The 17,970-nt window shown below is 66.3% G+C and carries 16 protein-coding genes and 1 pseudogene; 7 read left to right on the top strand and 10 right to left on the bottom strand.

All coding sequences use genetic code 11. The annotated features are described in order from the left end of the window. Positions 1 to 3: 3 nt before the first annotated feature. Both G3545_RS14540 and G3545_RS14535 read left to right on the top strand, forming a co-directional pair. Positions 4 to 648 (top strand): dihydroxyacetone kinase subunit L, encoded by a 645-nt coding sequence (locus G3545_RS14540; protein ID WP_170013751.1) that lies wholly within the window; start codon positions 4 to 6, stop codon positions 646 to 648. Positions 649 to 1,166: 518 nt separating this feature from the next. Then, entirely contained in the window at positions 1,167 to 1,439 is a 273-nt protein-coding gene (locus G3545_RS14535) for a hypothetical protein (RefSeq protein ID WP_170013749.1), read from the top strand. Positions 1,440 to 1,468: 29 nt separating this feature from the next. On the opposite strand, the gene G3545_RS14530 is transcribed toward G3545_RS14535, so the two are convergent. From G3545_RS14530 to G3545_RS14515, 4 genes are read right to left on the bottom strand one after another with little or no spacing between them, the layout of a single operon-like run. Beyond that, positions 1,469 to 3,115, bottom strand: coding sequence for a gamma-glutamyltransferase (locus G3545_RS14530; RefSeq protein WP_170013747.1), 1,647 nt, complete (start codon positions 3,113 to 3,115; stop codon positions 1,469 to 1,471). A gap of 11 nt (positions 3,116 to 3,126) precedes the next feature. Beyond that, positions 3,127 to 3,918, bottom strand: coding sequence for an amino acid ABC transporter ATP-binding protein (locus G3545_RS14525; protein WP_170013745.1), 792 nt, complete (start codon positions 3,916 to 3,918; stop codon positions 3,127 to 3,129). Then, entirely contained in the window at positions 3,915 to 4,676 is a 762-nt protein-coding gene (locus tag G3545_RS14520) for an amino acid ABC transporter permease (RefSeq protein WP_170013743.1), read from the bottom strand. Before G3545_RS14520 ends, G3545_RS14525 begins: the two co-directional genes overlap by 4 nt. A 30-nt stretch (positions 4,677 to 4,706) precedes the next feature. Beyond that, positions 4,707 to 5,552, bottom strand: coding sequence for an ABC transporter substrate-binding protein (locus G3545_RS14515; RefSeq protein ID WP_170013741.1), 846 nt, complete (start codon positions 5,550 to 5,552; stop codon positions 4,707 to 4,709). 418 nt (positions 5,553 to 5,970) lie between these two features. Between G3545_RS14515 and G3545_RS14510 the strand changes: the two genes are divergently transcribed. Together G3545_RS14510 and G3545_RS14505 are read left to right on the top strand one after the other, a co-directional pair. Beyond that, a complete protein-coding gene (locus G3545_RS14510) occupies positions 5,971 to 6,684 on the top strand; it encodes a DUF6065 family protein (protein ID WP_170013739.1) in 714 nt (237 codons plus the stop codon). 131 nt (positions 6,685 to 6,815) lie between these two features. After that, on the top strand, positions 6,816 to 7,226 hold the full coding sequence (locus G3545_RS14505; RefSeq protein ID WP_170013737.1) for a hypothetical protein: 411 nt from the start codon (positions 6,816 to 6,818) through the stop codon (positions 7,224 to 7,226). Between the two features lie 47 nt (positions 7,227 to 7,273). Here G3545_RS14505 and G3545_RS14500 read toward each other — a convergent pair whose 3' ends face one another. Both G3545_RS14500 and G3545_RS14495 read right to left on the bottom strand, forming a co-directional pair. After that, a complete protein-coding gene (locus G3545_RS14500; protein ID WP_206151431.1) occupies positions 7,274 to 8,128 on the bottom strand; it encodes an alpha/beta hydrolase in 855 nt (284 codons plus the stop codon). A gap of 73 nt (positions 8,129 to 8,201) precedes the next feature. Beyond that, positions 8,202 to 9,611: a helix-turn-helix transcriptional regulator gene (locus G3545_RS14495; protein ID WP_170013735.1), complete on the bottom strand. Its 1,410-nt coding sequence runs from the start codon at positions 9,609 to 9,611 to the stop codon at positions 8,202 to 8,204. 141 nt (positions 9,612 to 9,752) lie between these two features. Here G3545_RS14495 and G3545_RS14490 point away from each other — a divergent pair, with 141 nt between their 5' ends. The 3 genes and pseudogenes from G3545_RS14490 to G3545_RS14480 form a co-directional block, all read left to right on the top strand. Further along, positions 9,753 to 9,983: a hypothetical protein gene (locus tag G3545_RS14490; RefSeq protein WP_170013733.1), complete on the top strand. Its 231-nt coding sequence runs from the start codon at positions 9,753 to 9,755 to the stop codon at positions 9,981 to 9,983. Between the two features lie 47 nt (positions 9,984 to 10,030). Continuing rightward, complete coding sequence (gene aceA / locus G3545_RS14485; RefSeq protein WP_170013731.1) at positions 10,031 to 11,332, top strand: isocitrate lyase; 1,302 nt, start codon at positions 10,031 to 10,033, stop codon at positions 11,330 to 11,332. Positions 11,333 to 11,422: 90 nt separating this feature from the next. Beyond that, positions 11,423 to 13,600: pseudogene (locus tag G3545_RS14480) on the top strand (malate synthase G); the annotation flags it as partial. Between the two features lie 192 nt (positions 13,601 to 13,792). Here the strand turns inward: G3545_RS14480 and G3545_RS14475 are convergent. The 4 genes from G3545_RS14475 to G3545_RS14460 are packed head-to-tail and all read right to left on the bottom strand — an operon-like array spanning position 13,793 to position 17,899. Then, on the bottom strand, positions 13,793 to 14,548 hold the full coding sequence (locus G3545_RS14475) for an SDR family oxidoreductase (RefSeq protein WP_170013729.1): 756 nt from the start codon (positions 14,546 to 14,548) through the stop codon (positions 13,793 to 13,795). Further along, on the bottom strand, positions 14,545 to 15,918 hold the full coding sequence (locus G3545_RS14470; RefSeq protein WP_170013727.1) for an MmgE/PrpD family protein: 1,374 nt from the start codon (positions 15,916 to 15,918) through the stop codon (positions 14,545 to 14,547). The genes G3545_RS14475 and G3545_RS14470 overlap by 4 nt, the downstream gene beginning before the upstream one ends. Next, entirely contained in the window at positions 15,915 to 17,411 is a 1,497-nt protein-coding gene (locus G3545_RS14465; RefSeq protein ID WP_170013725.1) for a tripartite tricarboxylate transporter permease, read from the bottom strand. Before G3545_RS14465 ends, G3545_RS14470 begins: the two co-directional genes overlap by 4 nt. After that, entirely contained in the window at positions 17,408 to 17,899 is a 492-nt protein-coding gene (locus G3545_RS14460; protein WP_170013723.1) for a tripartite tricarboxylate transporter TctB family protein, read from the bottom strand. The genes G3545_RS14465 and G3545_RS14460 overlap by 4 nt, the downstream gene beginning before the upstream one ends. Positions 17,900 to 17,970 lie beyond the last annotated feature (71 nt).

Raw genomic sequence — 17,970 nt, 5'->3', positions numbered from 1 at the left:
GCCATGGACGCGATCGGACCCGCGGAAATCATCCGGCTTTTCGAAGCCTGGCGAAACGTGTTCGCCGAGCAGCGCGAGTTCCTGATCGCGCTCGACGGCAAGGTCGGCGACAGCGACCTCGGCATCACCATGAGCAAGTCCTTCGCCGCGGCCTACGATGCCGTCGTGGTGGAGGGTGCGCCGGCGGGACTCGCCAAGCTGCTGCGCACCGCCGGTGCGGCCATGGCGAAGGCCGCGCCCTCGACCATGGGCACGCTGACCGCCACCGGTTTTCTGCGCGGCGGCAAGGCGCTGGAGAGCGCCGAGGCGATCGGCACGGCGGAGGCCGCGGTCTTCTGGCGCGCCTTCGCCAATGGCATCGCCGAGCGCGGCAAGGCGAAGGTGGGCGACAAGACCATCCTCGACGTGCTCGATCCTCTCGCCCGCACACTCGAGGCGCAGGCCGAGGCCGGCGCGCCGCTCGGCCCGGCACTCACTGCCGCTGCTGCGAGCGCCGAGCAGGCGCTCGAGGAGACCAAGTCGATGGTCGCCCAGCACGGCAAGGCCGCCGCCTTCCAGGAGAAGTCGCGGGGGCTGCAGGACGCCGGCGCCACGGTTGGCGTGTTCCTGATCCGCACGATGCGGGACGTCGCGCAGTTGGACGCGTGATCGGCCGATATGACCGCGATCCTGCCTGAGATGAGCTGGAGCGCCACCTCGCGATGAGATAAAGGGCTACGACGACGGCAAATAGCGCGCTGAGATGAAGGTGGAAGAATGTCGGCTCAGCAAATAATGATGACCCTTGGACTGGCTCTGATTATCTTCGGCGCGATCCTTGCGGGTGTACAATTTGCTATATCTAGGCGGCAGAGCGTGTCTAATGCTGGAAGCCGAGACAGAGCCGGGGCTCCTGGCAAAACGACATATGTCGGCCTTGTAATCATGGCGATTGGCGCAATTCTGGAGACAGTCGGTTACTTCATGTAGTGGCGCGACCAAGCGGGCAACCGCCGCGATCGAAAGTGTGGCGCCGGGACTTGGCGGCTGCCGAATGGCGCTCGGCTTCGCTTAACCACTGCGAATGGCGCCATTGGACATTGCCGGGATTGAAGAGCAGATTTTCACCATAGCCGGCACGGGAGGAAGTGATGGATAGACGTTCTTTCCTTTTCGGACTTTGTGGAGTGGGCACCGCCGCAGTGGGGGCGGTAGCGCTCAGCCCACTGCTGACGCAGCCTGTTGAAGCGACGCCACTCGACCTGCTCAAGGATGTGCCGGCGCCCGAGCCCGCGCAGAGCGATGACGTCTATGGCGAGGCACCGGACGGCACGCCGGCCGACAGCACCTATTGGGTCTGGCGCAATGGTCGCCGTGTCTGGGTCGCGCCGCGTCGCCGCCGCGTCTGCCGACGCGTTTGGACGCGATGGGGCTGGCGCACTCAGTGCTGGTGGCGCTGAAGCTGCGGTCAGCTTTTGCGTAACATGCTCTAGAACGCTGCCACCTGCCCATCCGAGCGCGGATCCGCGGCGCCGGCCAGGACGCCGTCGTCGCGGATTGCGATGATCTGTGCGTGGCCCATGCGGTCCTCGAACCGCCCGAGGCTTTCGACCTCGTAGCCCAGGCCCTGCAATGCCCAGACGAGGCCGTCGTCGACGCCGTCTTCGATCATAAGGCGCGGTCCGCCCGGCGCGGAGCGGTCGAGATACCAGCGTGGGCGCGACACCGCCTGCTGCGGGTCGAGGCCGCCGTCACACAGATCGCGCAGCAATTGTAGCTGCGTCTGCATCTGGCCGTCGCCGCCCATGCAGCCGAGCACGATGGCCGGTTTGCCCTCGCGCAACGCGATGGTCGGCATCAGCGTGCTCGGGGGACGCAGGCCAGGGGCGAGCCGGGCGACCTTGCCGTCGAGCGTGAAGGCGGCACCACGATTCTGCAGCACGAAGCCGCCTTCCGGCACGGCGATGCAGGCGCCGAAATCGAAGAACAGGCTCTGGATCAGCGACACCGCCATGCCCGAGCCGTCGACCACGCACAGATGCGCGGTGTCGCCGCGGGTGATGCGGTCGGTACCCTGCATGCCCGCCGCACCGCGCGCCTGCCTCGTGAAGGCGCGGGCAAAGGCGGCGCGTCGCTCCTCGCTCCATGTCTGCTCTATCGGCTCGGCAAGCCGCGCGCGGTCGTCATTGACGGCATCGCGGGTCGCGAGCGCCGCGGCCGACGCCTCGATCTCCAGATGCAGGCTTTCCGGCGTGAAGCGCCCCACGCCTTCGGTGGGTACGCTCTCCACAAAGCCAAGCGCCATCAGCAGGCTGAAGCCTTGCGTCGAGGGCGGCGTGGTGAAGACGTCGAGGTCACGGAACCGACCCTGCACCGGCGCCACCCAGTGGCTGGCATGCGCGGCAAGGTCGGCTGCATCGAGCCAGCCGCCGGCGTCGGCAACGGCGCGGGCGATGGCAGCGGCAATCTCGCCGCCATAAAGGTGGTCGGCACCCTGGCGGCCAATGCCGCGCAGCAGCGCCGCCAGCGCCGGCTGCTTCATCCGGTCATAGACCTGTGGGCTCTGCCCGCCCCAGAGGCGCAGCGCATCCTTGGCGGCGAGTTCGCCCAGGCAAACCTGGAAGCTGGCGTGCAGATGGCGGGAGACAACCACGCCATCCTCCGCCAGCGCGGCGGCCGGTTCCAGCAGCGCGGCGAGTGGCAGCGAACCGAAGCGTCGACGCGCGGCGCTCCACCCTTCGACCGCGCCCGGCGCGGTCACCGCGTAACCCGAGCGCGGCGGGATAGTGGTAAGGCCCTGCGCGCGCAGGATTGCCGGGTCGGCGTGGCGGGAGGCCCGGCCGGAGGCGTCGAGCGCGTAAACCTTCCCGTTGGGCTCGGCGATCAGCCAGAAGGCGTCGCCGCCGGGGCCGCACTGCATCGGGCAGGCAACCATCAGTGCGGCGCTGGCGGCGATGGCGGCGTCCACCGCATTGCCGCCGGCCTTCAGCACATCGCAGCCGATGGATGAGGCCATGGCGTGCGGCGAGGAGACCATGCCGCGCGTACCCAGCACCGGTCGATGCCCGGCGAGGTGGGGGAATTGCTCATAGGCGTCGAGGTGCGGCCAGGCCGGGCCGTTCTGCTGGATGCTCATGCCGTGCCCGCTCAGCGCACCGCCTGGAGGAAAGCCCGGGTCCGCTCATGCGCGGGTCGCGCGAACACCTCGCGCGACGGGCCGCGCTCGATGACGACGCCGGCGTCCATCACCATCACATGGTCGGCGACATCGCGGGCGAAGCCCATCTCGTGGGTGACGACAATCATCGTCGTGCCGGACGTGGCGAGTTCGCGCATCGCGTCGAGCACTTCGCCGACCGTCTCGGGATCGAGCGCGCTGGTCGGCTCGTCGAACAGCATCAGCCGGGGACGCATTGCCAAAGCGCGGGCGATGGCGACGCGCTGCTGCTGGCCGCCGGACAGTTGGCCCGGAAAGGCATGCAGCTTCTCGCCGAGCCCGACCCGGCGCAGCAGTTCGATCGCCTCGGGCCGGACCTCCGGCTCCGGGCGATGCAGCACCCTGAGCGGGCCGACCATGACATTGGCCAGCGCGTCCATGTGCGGGAACAGGTTGAAGCGCTGGAACACCATGCCGATGTGGGTGCGCTGGCCGGCAATCTGCCGCTCGGAGAGCCGCTCCATCCGTTCGCCGCGTTCGCGATAGCCGATGAGATTCTCATCGAGATAGATGCGGCCGCCGTCTATGGGCTCAAGCTGGTTGATGCAGCGCACCAGCGTGGTCTTGCCCGAGCCGGAGGGACCGATGACGGCCAGCACCTCGCCTCTCTCCACCTCCAGCGAGACGCCGCGCAGGATCCAGTTGCTGCCGTGCTTCTTGGCGATATCCACCACGCGCAGCACGGGCGCGGATGTCGGCTGAGATGCGGCGGCGAGGCTCATCGCTGGCCCGCCAGCAGGGAGCGCTTGGAGAGCGCAGCGGACAGGCGACGCGCGGCCGGGGCCTCGTGCCGCGCCATGCGGCGCTCCAGCCATTTCTGCGCAAAGCCGAGGATGGTCGTCAGGATCAGGTACCAGATGGCGGCATAGAGGAAGAGTTCGAAAGTGCGGAACGTCGCCGAATTGATGTTCTGCAGCGTCCCGAAGAATTCGCGCACGCCGATGATGCTGAGCAGCGAGGTGCCCTTGATCATCAGGGTGAACTCATTCCCGAGCGGCGGGATGACGATGCGCAGCGCCTGCGGAAAGATCACCCAGCGGAACGAGACGGCGGGCGTCATGCCCAGCGCCCGCGCCGCATCGGTCTGGCCATTGTCGATGGTGGAGATGGCGGAGCGGAAGATTTCGCTCATATAGGCGGCCTCGTTGAGCGCCAGCGTGAGCAATGCCGCCTGCAGTGGACCAGTGAAGACGAAGGGCCCCAGCACCAGATCGGGGTAGCGGTAGATGCCGGCAGCAGCTACGCCGGTATAGGCCAGCATCAATTGCACCAGCAGCGGCGTGCCGCGCCAGAACCAGACATAGAAGATCGCGAAGCCACGCAGCCAGCTACTGGTGGAGAGCCGCGCCAGCGCGACACCAAGCCCCAGCACCACGCCCAAGGCCTGCGCCAGCACCGAGATGTAAATGGTCACCAGCAGCCCCTCCCACACGATGGCGGGAGGGTTGAGCAGGAAGTTGAGGAAGTAGCCGAAATCCATCGGGCGTAACCCTTGCGTCCCGGGTGGATGCTAGGGCGCGATGGCCATTGACTCGAAGCTCCACTTCTTGACGACGCCGTCATAGGTGCCGTCGGTCTGCGCCTTCTTGAACGCGGCATCGATCGCGGCGTGCAGATCGGCGTCATCCTTCAGCGTGGCAATGCCGGTATAGAAGGTCGTCGTCTGCGGGCCGGCCAGCTTGACCTGGACGGTGTTCTTCTTGTTGAAATCCGCCTCCGTGGCGGTGCCGCTGTAGAAGGCATCGACCAGCCCGGCGAGAAGCTGCTGGATGGCGTCCGTTACCTTGGGCAGCGAGACGACGTCGATCGGCGGCTTGCCCTGCTTCTTCAGTTCGTTGCTGGCCTGGACCGCTTCTTCCTCATTCACCGAACCGCGCTCGACCGAGACCTTCTTGCCGGACAAGCCGGAGAGGTCCTTGACCGCGAGCGTGCTGTCGGCCTTGACGATGACGGCATTGCCGACCAGCGCGTAATTGACGAAGTCGACGACGGCGCGCCGCGCCGGCTTGTCATATAGCGAGGAGAGGATGGCGTTGCACTGGCCGGCCTGGAGAGCCGGGATGAGCCCCTCGAACGCCATGTTCTTGTACTCGGCGGTGACACCCATCTCCTTCGCGACCGCGATCCCGACATCGACGTCGAAGCCGTCGGGCTGCATGGAGGTCGGGTTGAGATATATGAAGGGCGGTGCCGAGAGGTCGCTGCAATAGACGATCTTGCCGGATGCCTTAACGGAAGACAGCGCGTCCTTCGCCTGAGCATCGGCGCCGGAAAGTAAGCACAGCCACGAAGCCGCTATGGCCGCAGCGATCGTCGACGAAAGGCGGCTGTCCCTGAGCCAGCAAGAAGGTATCATGTCTTTTGCCCCGCAGCATGAGTGATGTATTCTATCTAGAAATACGTCGCTTCCATTGGCGTAGTGCCTCCCAAGGTCCGGTAGAATTGTAGTTATTGTTGAGATTTGAACGGCATGATCGACCAAAATGAGTTGGTCGAAAATAGAAATAAAGCGAAGCTTACATCGGCTTTTATCGATGCAAGGCATTGATAAGTTCCGTATCGTCAGGCCGTTCCTGCATACAACCTCATCCTGAGGTGCTCGCGTAGCGAGCCTCGAAGGATGCTGACGCAGAAGGCGGCCACCAGTGGGGGCATCCTTCAACGCCCGGCGCTGCCGGGCACCTCAGGATGAGGTCGCCTTCGGGGATGACTTCCGAACGGGAATAAATCCCCGGCTGCCGCGTTTCCTCGGAGATACGAGGGAGAGAACCGGCATGTTTCACTTTACACCCCGAGACCCGGGCATCGTCCGCTTTCTCTGCCGACCGGAGGATCACGGCGTTATCGCGCCGCCGGTGCCGGCCAAGACCGTGCTGCCGGACTGGTTCCGGAAGCTGCCGCCCGTCGACACGCAGCATCGCTCGGTCGCCAATAACGGCCTGACCATCAAGCGCTGCATGCCCTTTCTCGATGCGATGACGACGGGCTGGCTATTGCCGCTCGCCGCCACCGTGCGGCTGGAGATCACCGATGGCGGGCGCTCGGTCAATGCCGGCTGGGAGTTCGATCGCACCATGGTGAGCAATCATGGTGCGCATCAGGTTGCCGGCAATCCGAAGGAGCCGGTGCCGCCGTGCAAGTTCCATAATTACTGGTCGATCCGTACGCCGCCGGGCTGGAGCTGCCTTTTCGTACCGCCGATCAGCCGGCCCGGGCAGCCCTTCGAGTGCGTCGCCGGCCTGGTGGACACCGACACCTACAATGCCGAGATCCATTTCCCGTTCTTCGCTACCGCGCCGGACGGCCTGCATGTGATCGAGATGGGTACACCGCTGGTCCAGGTGATCCCGATCCGGCGCGACGGGCCGGCGCTCGATGTCGAGATCCGGGCGGAATCCGCGCGCGAGGCGATGGAACGCGACACCATCCATCGCCGCACGCTGGCCGGGGAGGGGTGGTACCGCAAATTGGCGCGCGCAGCCCGGTGATGTCGGGTGAAGTCATCGGGCGGGTGCGATGTGAAACGGGGGCCATTCGGCCCCCGTTCCCGTGCTGCGCTCAGCGCCAGGAGCGGCCGCCCCAGCTCTTGGAGCCGTTGGACGAACGGTTCGAGGAACTGTTGGACGAACTGTTCGAAGACCGATTGGACGAAGAATTCGAGCTCGAATTCGAGGAAGAGTTCGAACTGGAGTTCGACGAGGAATTGGAGCTCGAATTGGATGATCCGTTGGACGACGAGTTCGAGCTCGAATTCGACGAGCTATTGCCGGCGACGATGAAGCTGCCGTCGCTGCGATTGGTCGTGGTCGGCGCCTGCCGCTCGACGTCGGGTGCGATGCGCGCATATTCCATGGCGTGCGCCGCCGGAGCGGCGAATGCCGTCAGGCCGGCGAGCGCGGCGGAAGCGATTTTCCAATGTCGTTTCATGTCCGTTACTCCGCTGTGGAACGGGTCTGTTGTGTCGACCCAGCAAAGTAACGGATGGCATCGCAATTTATTCCGATATCATCGCATGTACAGGGCGGGATGATCTGGAAATATTGCACGCGCGCATGAAATGTATTTAAAACTGGAGTTTCAGTTCTGCGAAAAATACTCCCGCAGCACGTCCGCCACCCGCGCCGGCTCGCCGCTGTCGTCGGCGGCCAGGTGCCCGAGCCCGGCGAAATCGACCCGCTGGCAATTCGGCAGGACATCCTCGAGGGCATCGACCGCGGCAAGCAGGAAGGGCGTGCTGCTGGTACCGGCCATAAGCAGCGTTGGAGTGTCGAGGGCCCGGAAGCTCTCGACCCGGCCCGCCATTTCGCGGACCAGGGCGATGTCGAACTGCATGGTGGGAATGAGCCGGCGCAGGGAGTAGCGGCGGTCGCCCAGCATGCTCTGGGTCCACAGCGCCGTCGCGATCATCGGTACGAAGACGAAGCGCGGCAGGCGGGGAAGCATCGAGGGATCGCCGACGCCCTTGATGATGGCGACCATCGCCGCCGCCAGATTTCCGTCCGCCAATTCCGATTCATAGGCCGGCATCCATGCTTGAGGCGACGGCTTGCCGTCGATCTCCAGCGGCGGCTCATAGATCGCCAGTTTGCGTACAGCCGGCAAATTGGTCGCTGCCTGAAGCGCGATCAGGGCGCCGGAACTCAGGCCGAAGACATGGTGCGCTCCGGTCGCCTCGAGCAGGGCCGCGAGGTCATCGACTTCCGCCTGCATGCCGTAGCTGTCACCCGGCGGCCCGCTGAGGCCGCGGCCGCGGCGATCGGGAACATAGATGGTGAAGTTGTCGCTGAGTTCGGCGGCGAGCCGGCTGAAGCTGCGACTGGTCTGCAACGCGCCGTGCAGCAGCACCAGGCCGGGACCGTCGCCGCTCCTGGAATAGCCGATCCGGGTGCCGTCGCGGGAATGGACGGCGTGCGTGGTCATCGGGATCGGCATTCGGGCATCCGTGCGCGTTCGATCGTGCTGGCCTTGAGGCTAGCATGATCGGCGTCACGCCCTCGCGACAGGTCTATCGCCGGCGCGCCGATGCGTAGATGCTCTCCGCCATCTCGGTCTCGTCGAGCGTGAAGCGGTGGTCGGTCTGCGGATGGGCGCGCTGCTCGCAGTCGAGTCGCGGGCAGATCCGGCAGCCGACACCGATCGGCACCGACTGGCTGGGATCGCTCAGATCCATGCCGTCTGAATAGACCAGAGCCGGTGCGTGGCTGATATGGCAGCCGAGCCCGATGGAGAGATGCCGGCGCGGTGCATTGTGTCTATGGCCGCCCTTGGTGATCGCCTTGGCGATGCAGAAATAGCGCTGGCCCTCCGGCATCTGGCTGATCTGCACATTGATCCGCTCAGGATGCAGGAAGGCGGCATAGACATTCCAGCGCGGGCAGGCGCCCGAATGCCGGGAAATATGGATCCCCGACAGCGAGAAGCGCTTGGAGATGTTGCCGGCTATGTCGGTGCGCACCAGATGCAGCGGAATGCCGGCACGCCCGGGCCGCTGCAGCGTGGTCATGCGCTGGCAGACCTGCTCGAAGCTGGTGCGGAAGCGCCGCTGGATGCGCTCTATGTCGTAGCGCGTCTCCTTGCAGGCCTTCAGGAACGGCTCATAGGGCATCAGCAGCGCGCCGGCGAAATAGCTGGCAAGCGCGTTGCGCGCCAGCACCGGTGCGTCGGCCGGCAGGTTGCTGGCCTCGATCAGCGCGTCGATCTGCACCGAGGCCGCCAGGGTTCCGAGCTGGTGGGCAATGCTGAATATGGCGGATTCCGCCGGCAGCACGTCGGAGGTAAGGATCTCGCGTTTGTCCGGATCATAGCGCCGGGCGATGCCGGCGGGCAGCGGCGCCATCCGCCATTGCAGGCCGAACACATTGAAAAGATAGGTCTTCAGCCCGTACTCGAAGGAATCCGAGGCGCTCTCTATGTCGTGCCGCACCCGCTCGGCGGCCTCTTCCAGCAACGGGAAATAATTGCCGGCCTCCTGGATGAAGTCCGACACCGCGTCAGTCGCCGGGTGGTAACCGGCATTCTCGTCCGAGACGGTGCCGGTGAGCTTGGCGGTGCGCAACGCGCGGTACTGGTCGAACAGCCGGACAATGGCGCGGCCCACGGTCGGGTTCGAGGCGGCGAGGTCGCGTATGTCCTGATTGGTCAGTTGGCTCTCGGTGAACACATCGTCGCCGAAGATTTCCATCAGGTCGCCGACGAGGCGCGACTCGTCATTCTCCACCAACTCGCCGGGCTCGATGCCGAACTGCCCGGCAACCTTCATCAGCAGCGGCACGGTGATGCGGCGTCGATTGTGCTCGATCAGGTTGAGATAGCTCGCGGAAATGCCGAGTTGGCCGGCCAGCTCGGCCTGCGAGATGCGGCTCTGGCGGCGCAGCCTCTGAATGCGGCTGCCGATCCGCGGCTCGGTTTCCTGCATGCGCCTGCCTTTGCTCGATTTACAAGATCGGGACCGGAAATTTACAAGGCTTATCAACTTAACCAGCTGATTTTCATATATTTATTGCATAACGAGGTCGCTTGGCAAATCTTTACATCACCACCGCACGGAGATGCAGAGATGGCCAGCCCAGAGACCCGCGACGACGACGAATTCGTCACCATCATCGGCCGCGACGCCGAGGAGATCAGCAAGACCTTCCGCACCGAGGGGCTCGCCGAGCAGCAGTTCACCATCGTGCACCGCATCGGCCGGCACCGCTTCGCCTTCGCCGATGGCGGCCCGATCGGCGGCCTGTTCGACGGACGTCCGATGCTCGCCGCCACCTTCGCCCGCTCCGCCCGACGCTGAGCGCACGAGCCGAACCTTTCTTCCGACCTTCGACAATGAGGACGACAATGCTCGACAAGGTCCGCACCGAACCCGCCCCCGAAACTTTCCCCGCGCCGGAATGGGCGCCGGACCGCTGGCACGGCATTCGCCGCTCCTATGGTCCCGAGGACGTGGCCCGGCTCGCCGGCTCGCTGCCGATCCGCCACACACTGGCCGAGCATGGCGCGCGCCGGCTCTGGGAACTGCTGCACACCGAGGCCTATCTGCCGACGCTCGGCACCTATACCGGCAACCAGGCGGTCCAGCAGGCCAAGGCCGGGCTGAAGGCGATCTATCTCTCCGGCTGGCAGGTCGCGGCCGACGCCAATTCGTCGGGCGACATGTATCCCGACCAGAGCCTCTACCCGGTCGACAGCGTGCCCAACGTCATTCGCCGCATCAACAAGGCATTCCAGCGCGCCGACCAGATCCAGACCATGGAGCGCGCAGACGGCAAGGGTGGCACCGAGATCGATTATTTCCTGCCCATCATTGCGGACGCCGAAGCCGGCTTCGGCGGCGCGCTCAATGCCTTCGAGCTGACCAAGGCAATGATCGAGGCCGGCACCGCCGCCATCCATTTCGAGGACCAGCTGGCTTCGGAGAAGAAGTGCGGCCATCTCGGTGGCAAGGTGCTGGTGCCGACCCGCACCTTCATCCGCACGCTGAACGCCGCGCGGCTCGCCGCCGACGTCATGGGCGTGCCGACCGTGATCATGGCGCGCACCGATGCCGAGGCGGCGCGGCTCATCACCTCGGACATTGACGAGGCAGACGCGCCCTTCGTCACCGGCGAGCGCACCCAGGAAGGCTTCTATCGGCTGAAGGGCGGCTTCGGGGCCGGCATTGCCCGTGCCATCGCCTATGCGCCCTATGCCGACCTGCTGTGGTGCGAGACCTCGACGCCGAGCCTGGAGGATGCACGCCGCTTCGCGGAAGGGGTGCACAAGGTCCACCCCGGCAAGATGCTGGCCTACAACTGCTCGCCGTCCTTCAACTGGGCGAAGCACATGGACCGCGCGGCGATGGCCCGCTTCCAGGCCGAGCTCGGCGCCATGGGCTACAAGTACCAGTTCGTCACTTTGGCCGGCTTCCACAATATCAGCTTCACCACCTTCGATCTCGCCCGCCGCTACCGGGAAGAGGGCATGGCAGCGTATTCGGAGCTGCAGCGCGCCGAGTTCGACAGCGAGCAGCACGGCTTCACTGCCATGCGGCACCAGCGCGAGGTGGGGACCAGCTATTTCGACGCCATCGCTACCGTGCTGAGCGAAGGCGCCAGCGCCACCACCGCCATGCACGACTCCACCGAGACGGCGCAGTTTTGAAGCGTGCCGCAACCCGCCCCACCGGGCGGGTTGCGGGCGCGTCGGCGCCGATCCCGAGTTTACCGGTTACGCTTACGGACCATGATCATGATGAGCTTTGTCAATATTGGCGGTATTCGCGTTGAATCCTCGCTCTATGAATTCGTGACCTTCGAGGCCATGTCGGGATTGCCGCTCGGCCGGATGAATTTCTGGGAAGGCTTCGGCGAGTTGGTCCGCGACCTCGCTCCACGCAACGCCGTCCTGATGGCGCGTCGCGACGAATTGCAGGCGGCGATCGATGCGTGGCATGGCGCGCGCAAGGGCACGCCGGTCGACCCGGCCGCCTATGAGGCGTTTCTACGCGAGATCGGCTATCTGCTGCCGGAGCCGCCCGCCTTCGAAGTGACGACGGCGAATGTCGACGGCGAGCTGGCAGTGCTGCCGGGTCCGCAACTCGTCGTGCCCGCCACCAATGCGCGTTATGCACTGAACGCCGCCAATGCCCGCTGGGGCAGCCTTTACGATGCGCTCTACGGCACCGATGCGATCCCCGAGGACGATGGCGCCGGCCGCGCCGGCCCGTTCAATCCATTGCGGGCGATGCAGGTGGTGGCGCGGGCGCGGGCGTTCCTCGATGAGGTCGCGCCGCTCACGGTCGGCTCGCACGCGGATGCCGTCGGCTATTGCATCTGCGGCGGCCGGCTCGCGGTCGAGCTGGAAGATGGCACCGTCACCACGCTTGCCGACCCCACCCGCTTCGCCGGCCATCGTGGTCCGGAGCTGGCGCCCTCGGCGGTGCTGCTGGTCAATCACGGCCTGCATGTCGAGATCGTCATCGACCGCAATCACCGCATCGGCGCCGATGACGCCGCCGGCATCGCCGACATCGTCGTCGAGGCCGCAGTCACCACCATCGTCGATTGCGAGGACAGCGTCGCCGCCGTCGATGCCGAGGACAAGGTCGCGGTCTATCGCAACTGGCTCGGCCTGATGAAGGGCACCCTCTCCGCCCATTTCGACAAGGGCGGCAAGAGCGTCGAGCGCCACCTGGCGGAGGACCGCGTCTATACCGCGCCAGATGGTGGCACGCTCACCTTGCACGGCCGCAGCCTGCTGCTGGTGCGCAATGTCGGCCACCACATGATGACCGACGCCGTGCTGGATAGCGACGGCAAGCCGATCCCGGAAGCCTTGCTCGATGCCGCGGTGACCTCGCTGATCGCGCTGCATGACCTGAAGGCCTCCGGCCCGATCCGCAACAGCCGCACCGGCTCGGTCTATATCGTCAAGCCGAAGATGCATGGTCCCGAAGAAGTCGCCTTCGCCGTCGAACTGTTCGCAAGGGTCGAGGCCCTGCTCGGCATGGCACCTAGCACGCTGAAGATCGGCATCATGGACGAGGAGCGCCGCACCAGCGCCAATCTCACCGCGGCGATCCACGCCGCCCGCGAGCGGGTGGTGTTCATCAATACCGGCTTCCTCGACCGCACCGGCGACGAGATCCACACCTCGATCGAGGCCGGGCCGATGGTGCGCAAGAACGAGATGCGGGCCCAAGCCTGGATCAAGGCCTATGAGGATGCCAACGTCGATGCCGGCCTGAAGACCCATCTCGATGGCCATGGCCAGATCGGCAAGGGCATGTGGGCGATGCCGGACCGCATGGCCGACATGCTGACGCAGAAGATCGCCCACCCGCTGGCCGGCGCCAACACCGCCTGGGTGCCCTCGCCCACCGCGGCGACGCTGCACGCGCTGCACTACCATGCGGTCGACGTGTTCGCCCGCCAGGCCGAACTGCGCCACCGCCAGCCGGCCTCGCGCCGCGATCTGCTGACCATTCCCGTGCTCGACCGTGGCAATTGGGAGCCGGCGGCGGTGCAGGAGGAACTCGACAACAACCTCCAGGGCATTCTCGGCTATGTGGTGCGCTGGATCGACCAGGGGGTCGGCTGTTCCAAGGTGCCGGACATCCATGATGTCGGGCTGATGGAGGATCGCGCCACGCTGCGCATTTCCTCGCAGCACGTCGCCAACTGGCTGCTGCACGGCATTGTCAGCGCCGAGCAGGTCGAGGAGACGCTGCGCCGCATGGCCAAGGTGGTCGACGCACAGAACGCTGGCGATCCTGCCTACCGGCCGATGGCGCCGTCCTATGACGGCGTCGCCTTCAAGGCCGCCCGCGACCTGGCGTTCGAGGGCCGCACCCAGCCCAATGGCTACACCGAGTTCATCCTCCACGCGCGGCGGAAGGAAGCGAAGGCTCTCCAAGTGAAGGAGGCTCAGGCTGAGGAGATGCGTGCCGCGGCTCCTGCGGAGGCAAGGCCCGCCGAGTTCCTGAAGCCGCGTCCGTTCGAGCGCGAGGTGCCGATCTATCGGAACGCTCGTGTGGCGAGCGCCAGGCGTCCGGGGCCAGAGCGCCAGCCGGCACTCCTCAACGAGCGCTCCTGAGCGCCGGACGGGGGGCGGCACGCAACCTCACGGCAGGTACGCCCCGCCATTGACGTGCATCGTCTGGCCGGTGACGTAGCGCGCTGCCGGGCCGGCGAGGAAGCGCACCATGGCGGCGACCTCGTCCGGCGTGCCGCGGCGGCCCAGCAAGTTCGCCGCGGTCGCATGGTGATGCGGCCGGTTGCCGCCCTCGCGCACGGTCTCGATGAGTCCCGGCGAAACCAGGTTCACCGTGATGTTGCGCTCGGCCAGCTCATGGGCGAGCGCCTTGGTGAGGCCGTCGAGGCCTGCCTTGGCGGCGACCACATGGACCCGGTGCTTGGCGCCGGTATAGGCGGTGAGCCCGCCTATATTGACGATGGCGCCCTGGCCCGACTTCGAGAGCGCGTCGAGCGCCGCCTTCACCGTGATGAAGGGAGCATCGAGCGACAGCGCCATCACCTCGCGCCAGCCCTGGACGGTAAGCTGGTCGATCGGCGCCTCGCCGCGGACCGCGGCGTTGTTGACGAGGATGTCGAGCCGGCCGAAGGCCGAGAGGCCGGCAGCGACGATGGCCTCGACATCGGCCGGCACGACGAGATCGCCGAGCACGCCGATCGCCTTGCCGCCCTTCGCCTCGATGGCGCCGACCACCTCGTCGACCGCCGTCCGGTCGCGCCGCCCGGCGACGATCACCGACGCGCCGCCTTCGGCCAACGCCAATGCGATGGCGCGGCCGATATTGCGCGAGGCGCCGGTAACCAGCGCCACCCGCCCTTCGAGCTCACGCGCGGTGTCGCTCATGCGCGCGCCGCGGCGAGGTCTGCCGGCCCGCCATCGGCGATGCGGCCGAGCGCGGCACGCAGCGCGGCGATGCCGTCGGCGGTGAGGCCGCCGAAGCGCAGATTGGCCTCGAGCTTTTCCGCCAGTTCCTGTTCGGAGAGCGGCTCGCGGGCGCCGCCGCGCATGTGCGGCTGGCGAATCTCCTTGACCGAGCCGTCCTTCAGCACCGCCCTGAGCTGGCCGGAGAAGTTGCGGGGATACTCGTCATTGGGGTCGACCTCATAGGAGATCTTCGCCGCCAGCGCGCGCACCACCGGGTCCTGCGAGCGCTCGTCGGTGAACTGGCCGAGACCGGCCGCGCCGTCGATGAAGGCGACGGCCATGCAATAGGGCGTCGAGAACTTGCCGGCATAGCCGTTCGGCGGGCGATGCTTCTCCTCGAGCGGCGCCCACAGCCGGTGCACCGTGCCCTCCCCAACCGGGCAGATGATCGAGACGATGTCGTCCGCCTTGACGCCGCTTGCCGCCAGCTTCAGCGCGCAGTCGACGAAGGGCTGGGTCATGGTCCCGCAGGCATAGGGCTTGAAGGCGAGGCCCTCGATCACCCAGCGCGTGCCAAGCTCATCGAGCAACCGGTTGAAGTCCGGCGTCTTCGACGGCGCGAACGCCTTGAACATGCCGTGCGCGCCTTCGAACACGGTGCGCGGCCCGGTGAAGCCGGCCTGTGCCAGATGCACCGCGCGCAGGCCCGCCTGCGCATTGGCGCCGGCGTGCAGGCGCTTGGTCGAGGAGCCGTCGGCGAGATATTCGATGATGCCGGAGGCGAGGCTGCCGGCAATGCCGAAGGCGCGCACCGTGGTCTCGGCATCGAGGCCGAGCGCGGCGGCGACGGCGCCAGTGGCGGCCGGGGCACCGAAGATGGCGGTGGGGTGGAAGCCGGCCTTGTGGGTCGCTTGCGGGGCGACGAGGCTGAGCCGGCACATCAATTCCGCGCCGACCGCGATGCCGCGCATCACCGCCTCACCACTGAGGCCGTGCTGCTCGGCGGCGGCGAGCACCGCCGGCACCACCACGGCGCCAGGATGCACCGGGCCGCCTTCGAAGGTGTCGTCATAGTCTTCGCCATGGGCGGCGGTGCCGTTGACCATCGCCGCGTCATACATGCCGAGCCGGCGCGCATGGCCGAACGCGGTGCAGCGGCCTTCATCGACCGCGCTGGCGAGCACGGCGCCGACATAGTCGGTCTCCCGCGCTGCCACTGCGAGCCCGACAATGTCGAAGATCAGGTTCCGGCACACCGCTTCCGCGGCCGGCGAGGGCGCCGCCGAGGTGACGAAGGCGGCGAGTTGCGCGGCGACCGGCGTCGCGGTCACGGGGCTGTGCTGGTTCATGAATGTGCTTCCTGAAGCTTGGCCTTGCGGGCGTCGCGGAGTTCACGGCTGAGCGAGAAGATGACGAAGCCACAGGCCGTGAGCAGCAGGCCGAGGCAGATCGGATCCTGGAGGAAGACCATGAGGTCGCCACCCGACAGCACCAGCGAGCGCCGGTAGCTGGATTCCACCATGTGGCCGAGCACGACGCCGAGGATCATCGGCAGGAACGGGAACTTGGCGCGGCGCATCAGGTAGCCGGTGATACCCAGCGCCAGTGCGAGGCCGAGGTCGAACATCGAGTTGTTCAGCGTGTAGATGCCCGACAGGATCAGCGCGAAGATGAAGCCGGCGCGGTAGGGCCGCGGGCGGTTCACCAGCCAGATGGCGGCGGGCAGGATGATGATGCCGACGCCGATCTGCGCGATGATGGCGATGAGGGAGCCGATATAGAGGCTGTCGATCACCTGCGGGTTCTGCTCGAACAGCCGCGGACCGGGCAGCAGACCGTGCATCAGCAGGCCGCCGAGCAGCACGGCGGTTGAGTTCGAGCTCGGTATGCCGAAGCTCAGGAGAGGGATCAGCGCGGTGCTGGCCACCGTGTTGTTGGCCGTCTCCGGCGCCGCGACGCCTTCCTCGGAGCCCTTGCCGAACTTCTCCGGCGTCTTCGACCAGCGCTTGGCCTCATTGTAGGACATGAAGGCGGCAATCGAGCCGCCGCCGCCCGGGGTGAGCCCCTCGAACAGGCCGAGGATGCAGCCGATGATCTGCGAGCGCTTGAGCTTGTTCATCATGGCAAGGCCGGGCAGCCGGATGCGCACCGAATCCTTGAGCTTGGTGAGATTGGAGGAGCCGGACTGGCTCATCAGCTCGGTCAGCGCGAACAGCCCGACCATCACCAGCACCGGCTCGACGCCGCTCAAGAGGTCGGGAATGTCGAAGGTATAGCGCGTCACGCCGGAGATCGGGTCGGTGCCGACGGTGGAGATCATCAGGCCGATCACCGCGGCGGCGAGGCCCTTGACCAGCGAGCCGCCGGTCATCGAGGCGATGACGCTGAGGCCGAGTATGCCGAGGCCGAAATAGGAAGGCGGGGTGAAGGCCAGCGCCAGCCAGGACAGCGGCTCGGTGAGCAGCACCAGCATGGCGAGGCCGAACAGCGAGCCGACCACGCCGGACATCAGCGAGATGCCGAGCGCCTCGCCGGCACGCCCCTGGCGGTTCATCTCATAGCCGTCGAGCACGGTCGCGGCGGACGAGTTGGTGCCGGGGGTGCGGATCAGGATGGCCGGGATGGAGCCGCCATACTCCGCGCCGATATAGACGCAGGCCAGCAGCGCGATCGCCATGGCCGGGTCCATCGTATAGGTGAAGGGCAGCACCAGCGCCATGGTGATCGAGGCCGAGATGCCGGGCAGCGAGCCGCCGAGAATGCCCCAGATGAGGCCGGCAATGGCGACGAAGACCAACGGCGTGGCCGTGAGCAGATGGAAGATGTCCCAGAACGTCGTCATGAGAACAGACCCTGGAAGAGGATGCCGGCAGGCTGGGGAACGCCAAGCAACTTGACGAAGACCGCCCAATACAGAATGGCGCCGCCGATTGCCGCCACCGGCACGGTCCAGCGGCGCGGGGCGCCCTCATAGAGCGCGACCGAGGCGATCAGCAAAGCGACGCCGATGGCGTAGCCGACATAGGGCACCAGCAGCACATAGGCGGCGCCGAACATCAGGAAGCCGATGGCGCGGGGGAAATTCGCGTCCTTCTCCTCGTCATCCTCGGCATCGCCGGCAGCATGGGCAGCCTTCGCCGGCTTCGGCGCCAGCAGGGATCGGACGATCAGGATCAGTCCCAGCCCGGCGAGGGCGACGGTGAGCACGCGGGGCAGGCCGATCGCCCCCACCTCGTCGGAGAGAGTACTGTCGGCAATGGCGCCGGTCGCCCAATAATAGGCGGCAGCGAGCGCCAGCAGCACGAGGCCGCTCAGGCTATCCTTGTTCATGGCAGACTCTCATCATCAAGATCACGATGAATTTGGATCGAGTTGATCCAAATTCATGCAACGTGATCGAG

The sequence above is a fragment of the Starkeya sp. ORNL1 genome (assembly GCF_012971745.1).
In the GTDB taxonomy this organism is placed as follows: Bacteria; Pseudomonadota; Alphaproteobacteria; order Rhizobiales; family Xanthobacteraceae; genus Ancylobacter.
Note: the sequence above shows the minus strand (reverse complement) of the source record. Positions and strands in the feature narration are given on the sequence as shown.

Excerpts from the sequence above, each read along its gene's own strand:
- G3545_RS14540 (WP_170013751.1), top strand. The coding sequence starts at position 4 with ATGGACGCGATCGGACCCGCGGAAATCATCCGGCTTTTCGAAGCCTGG.
- G3545_RS14530 (WP_170013747.1), bottom strand. The coding sequence starts at position 3,115 with ATGAGCATCCAGCAGAACGGCCCGGCCTGGCCGCACCTCGACGCCTAT.
- G3545_RS14525 (WP_170013745.1), bottom strand. The coding sequence starts at position 3,918 with ATGAGCCTCGCCGCCGCATCTCAGCCGACATCCGCGCCCGTGCTGCGC.
- G3545_RS14520 (WP_170013743.1), bottom strand. The coding sequence starts at position 4,676 with ATGGATTTCGGCTACTTCCTCAACTTCCTGCTCAACCCTCCCGCCATC.
- G3545_RS14515 (WP_170013741.1), bottom strand. The coding sequence starts at position 5,552 with ATGATACCTTCTTGCTGGCTCAGGGACAGCCGCCTTTCGTCGACGATC.
- G3545_RS14510 (WP_170013739.1), top strand. The coding sequence starts at position 5,971 with ATGTTTCACTTTACACCCCGAGACCCGGGCATCGTCCGCTTTCTCTGC.
- G3545_RS14500 (WP_206151431.1), bottom strand. The coding sequence starts at position 8,128 with ATGCCGATCCCGATGACCACGCACGCCGTCCATTCCCGCGACGGCACC.
- G3545_RS14495 (WP_170013735.1), bottom strand. The coding sequence starts at position 9,611 with ATGCAGGAAACCGAGCCGCGGATCGGCAGCCGCATTCAGAGGCTGCGC.
- G3545_RS14490 (WP_170013733.1), top strand. The coding sequence starts at position 9,753 with ATGGCCAGCCCAGAGACCCGCGACGACGACGAATTCGTCACCATCATC.
- aceA (WP_170013731.1), top strand. The coding sequence starts at position 10,031 with ATGCTCGACAAGGTCCGCACCGAACCCGCCCCCGAAACTTTCCCCGCG.
- G3545_RS14475 (WP_170013729.1), bottom strand. The coding sequence starts at position 14,548 with ATGAGCGACACCGCGCGTGAGCTCGAAGGGCGGGTGGCGCTGGTTACC.
- G3545_RS14470 (WP_170013727.1), bottom strand. The coding sequence starts at position 15,918 with ATGAACCAGCACAGCCCCGTGACCGCGACGCCGGTCGCCGCGCAACTC.
- G3545_RS14465 (WP_170013725.1), bottom strand. The coding sequence starts at position 17,411 with ATGACGACGTTCTGGGACATCTTCCATCTGCTCACGGCCACGCCGTTG.
- G3545_RS14460 (WP_170013723.1), bottom strand. The coding sequence starts at position 17,899 with ATGAACAAGGATAGCCTGAGCGGCCTCGTGCTGCTGGCGCTCGCTGCC.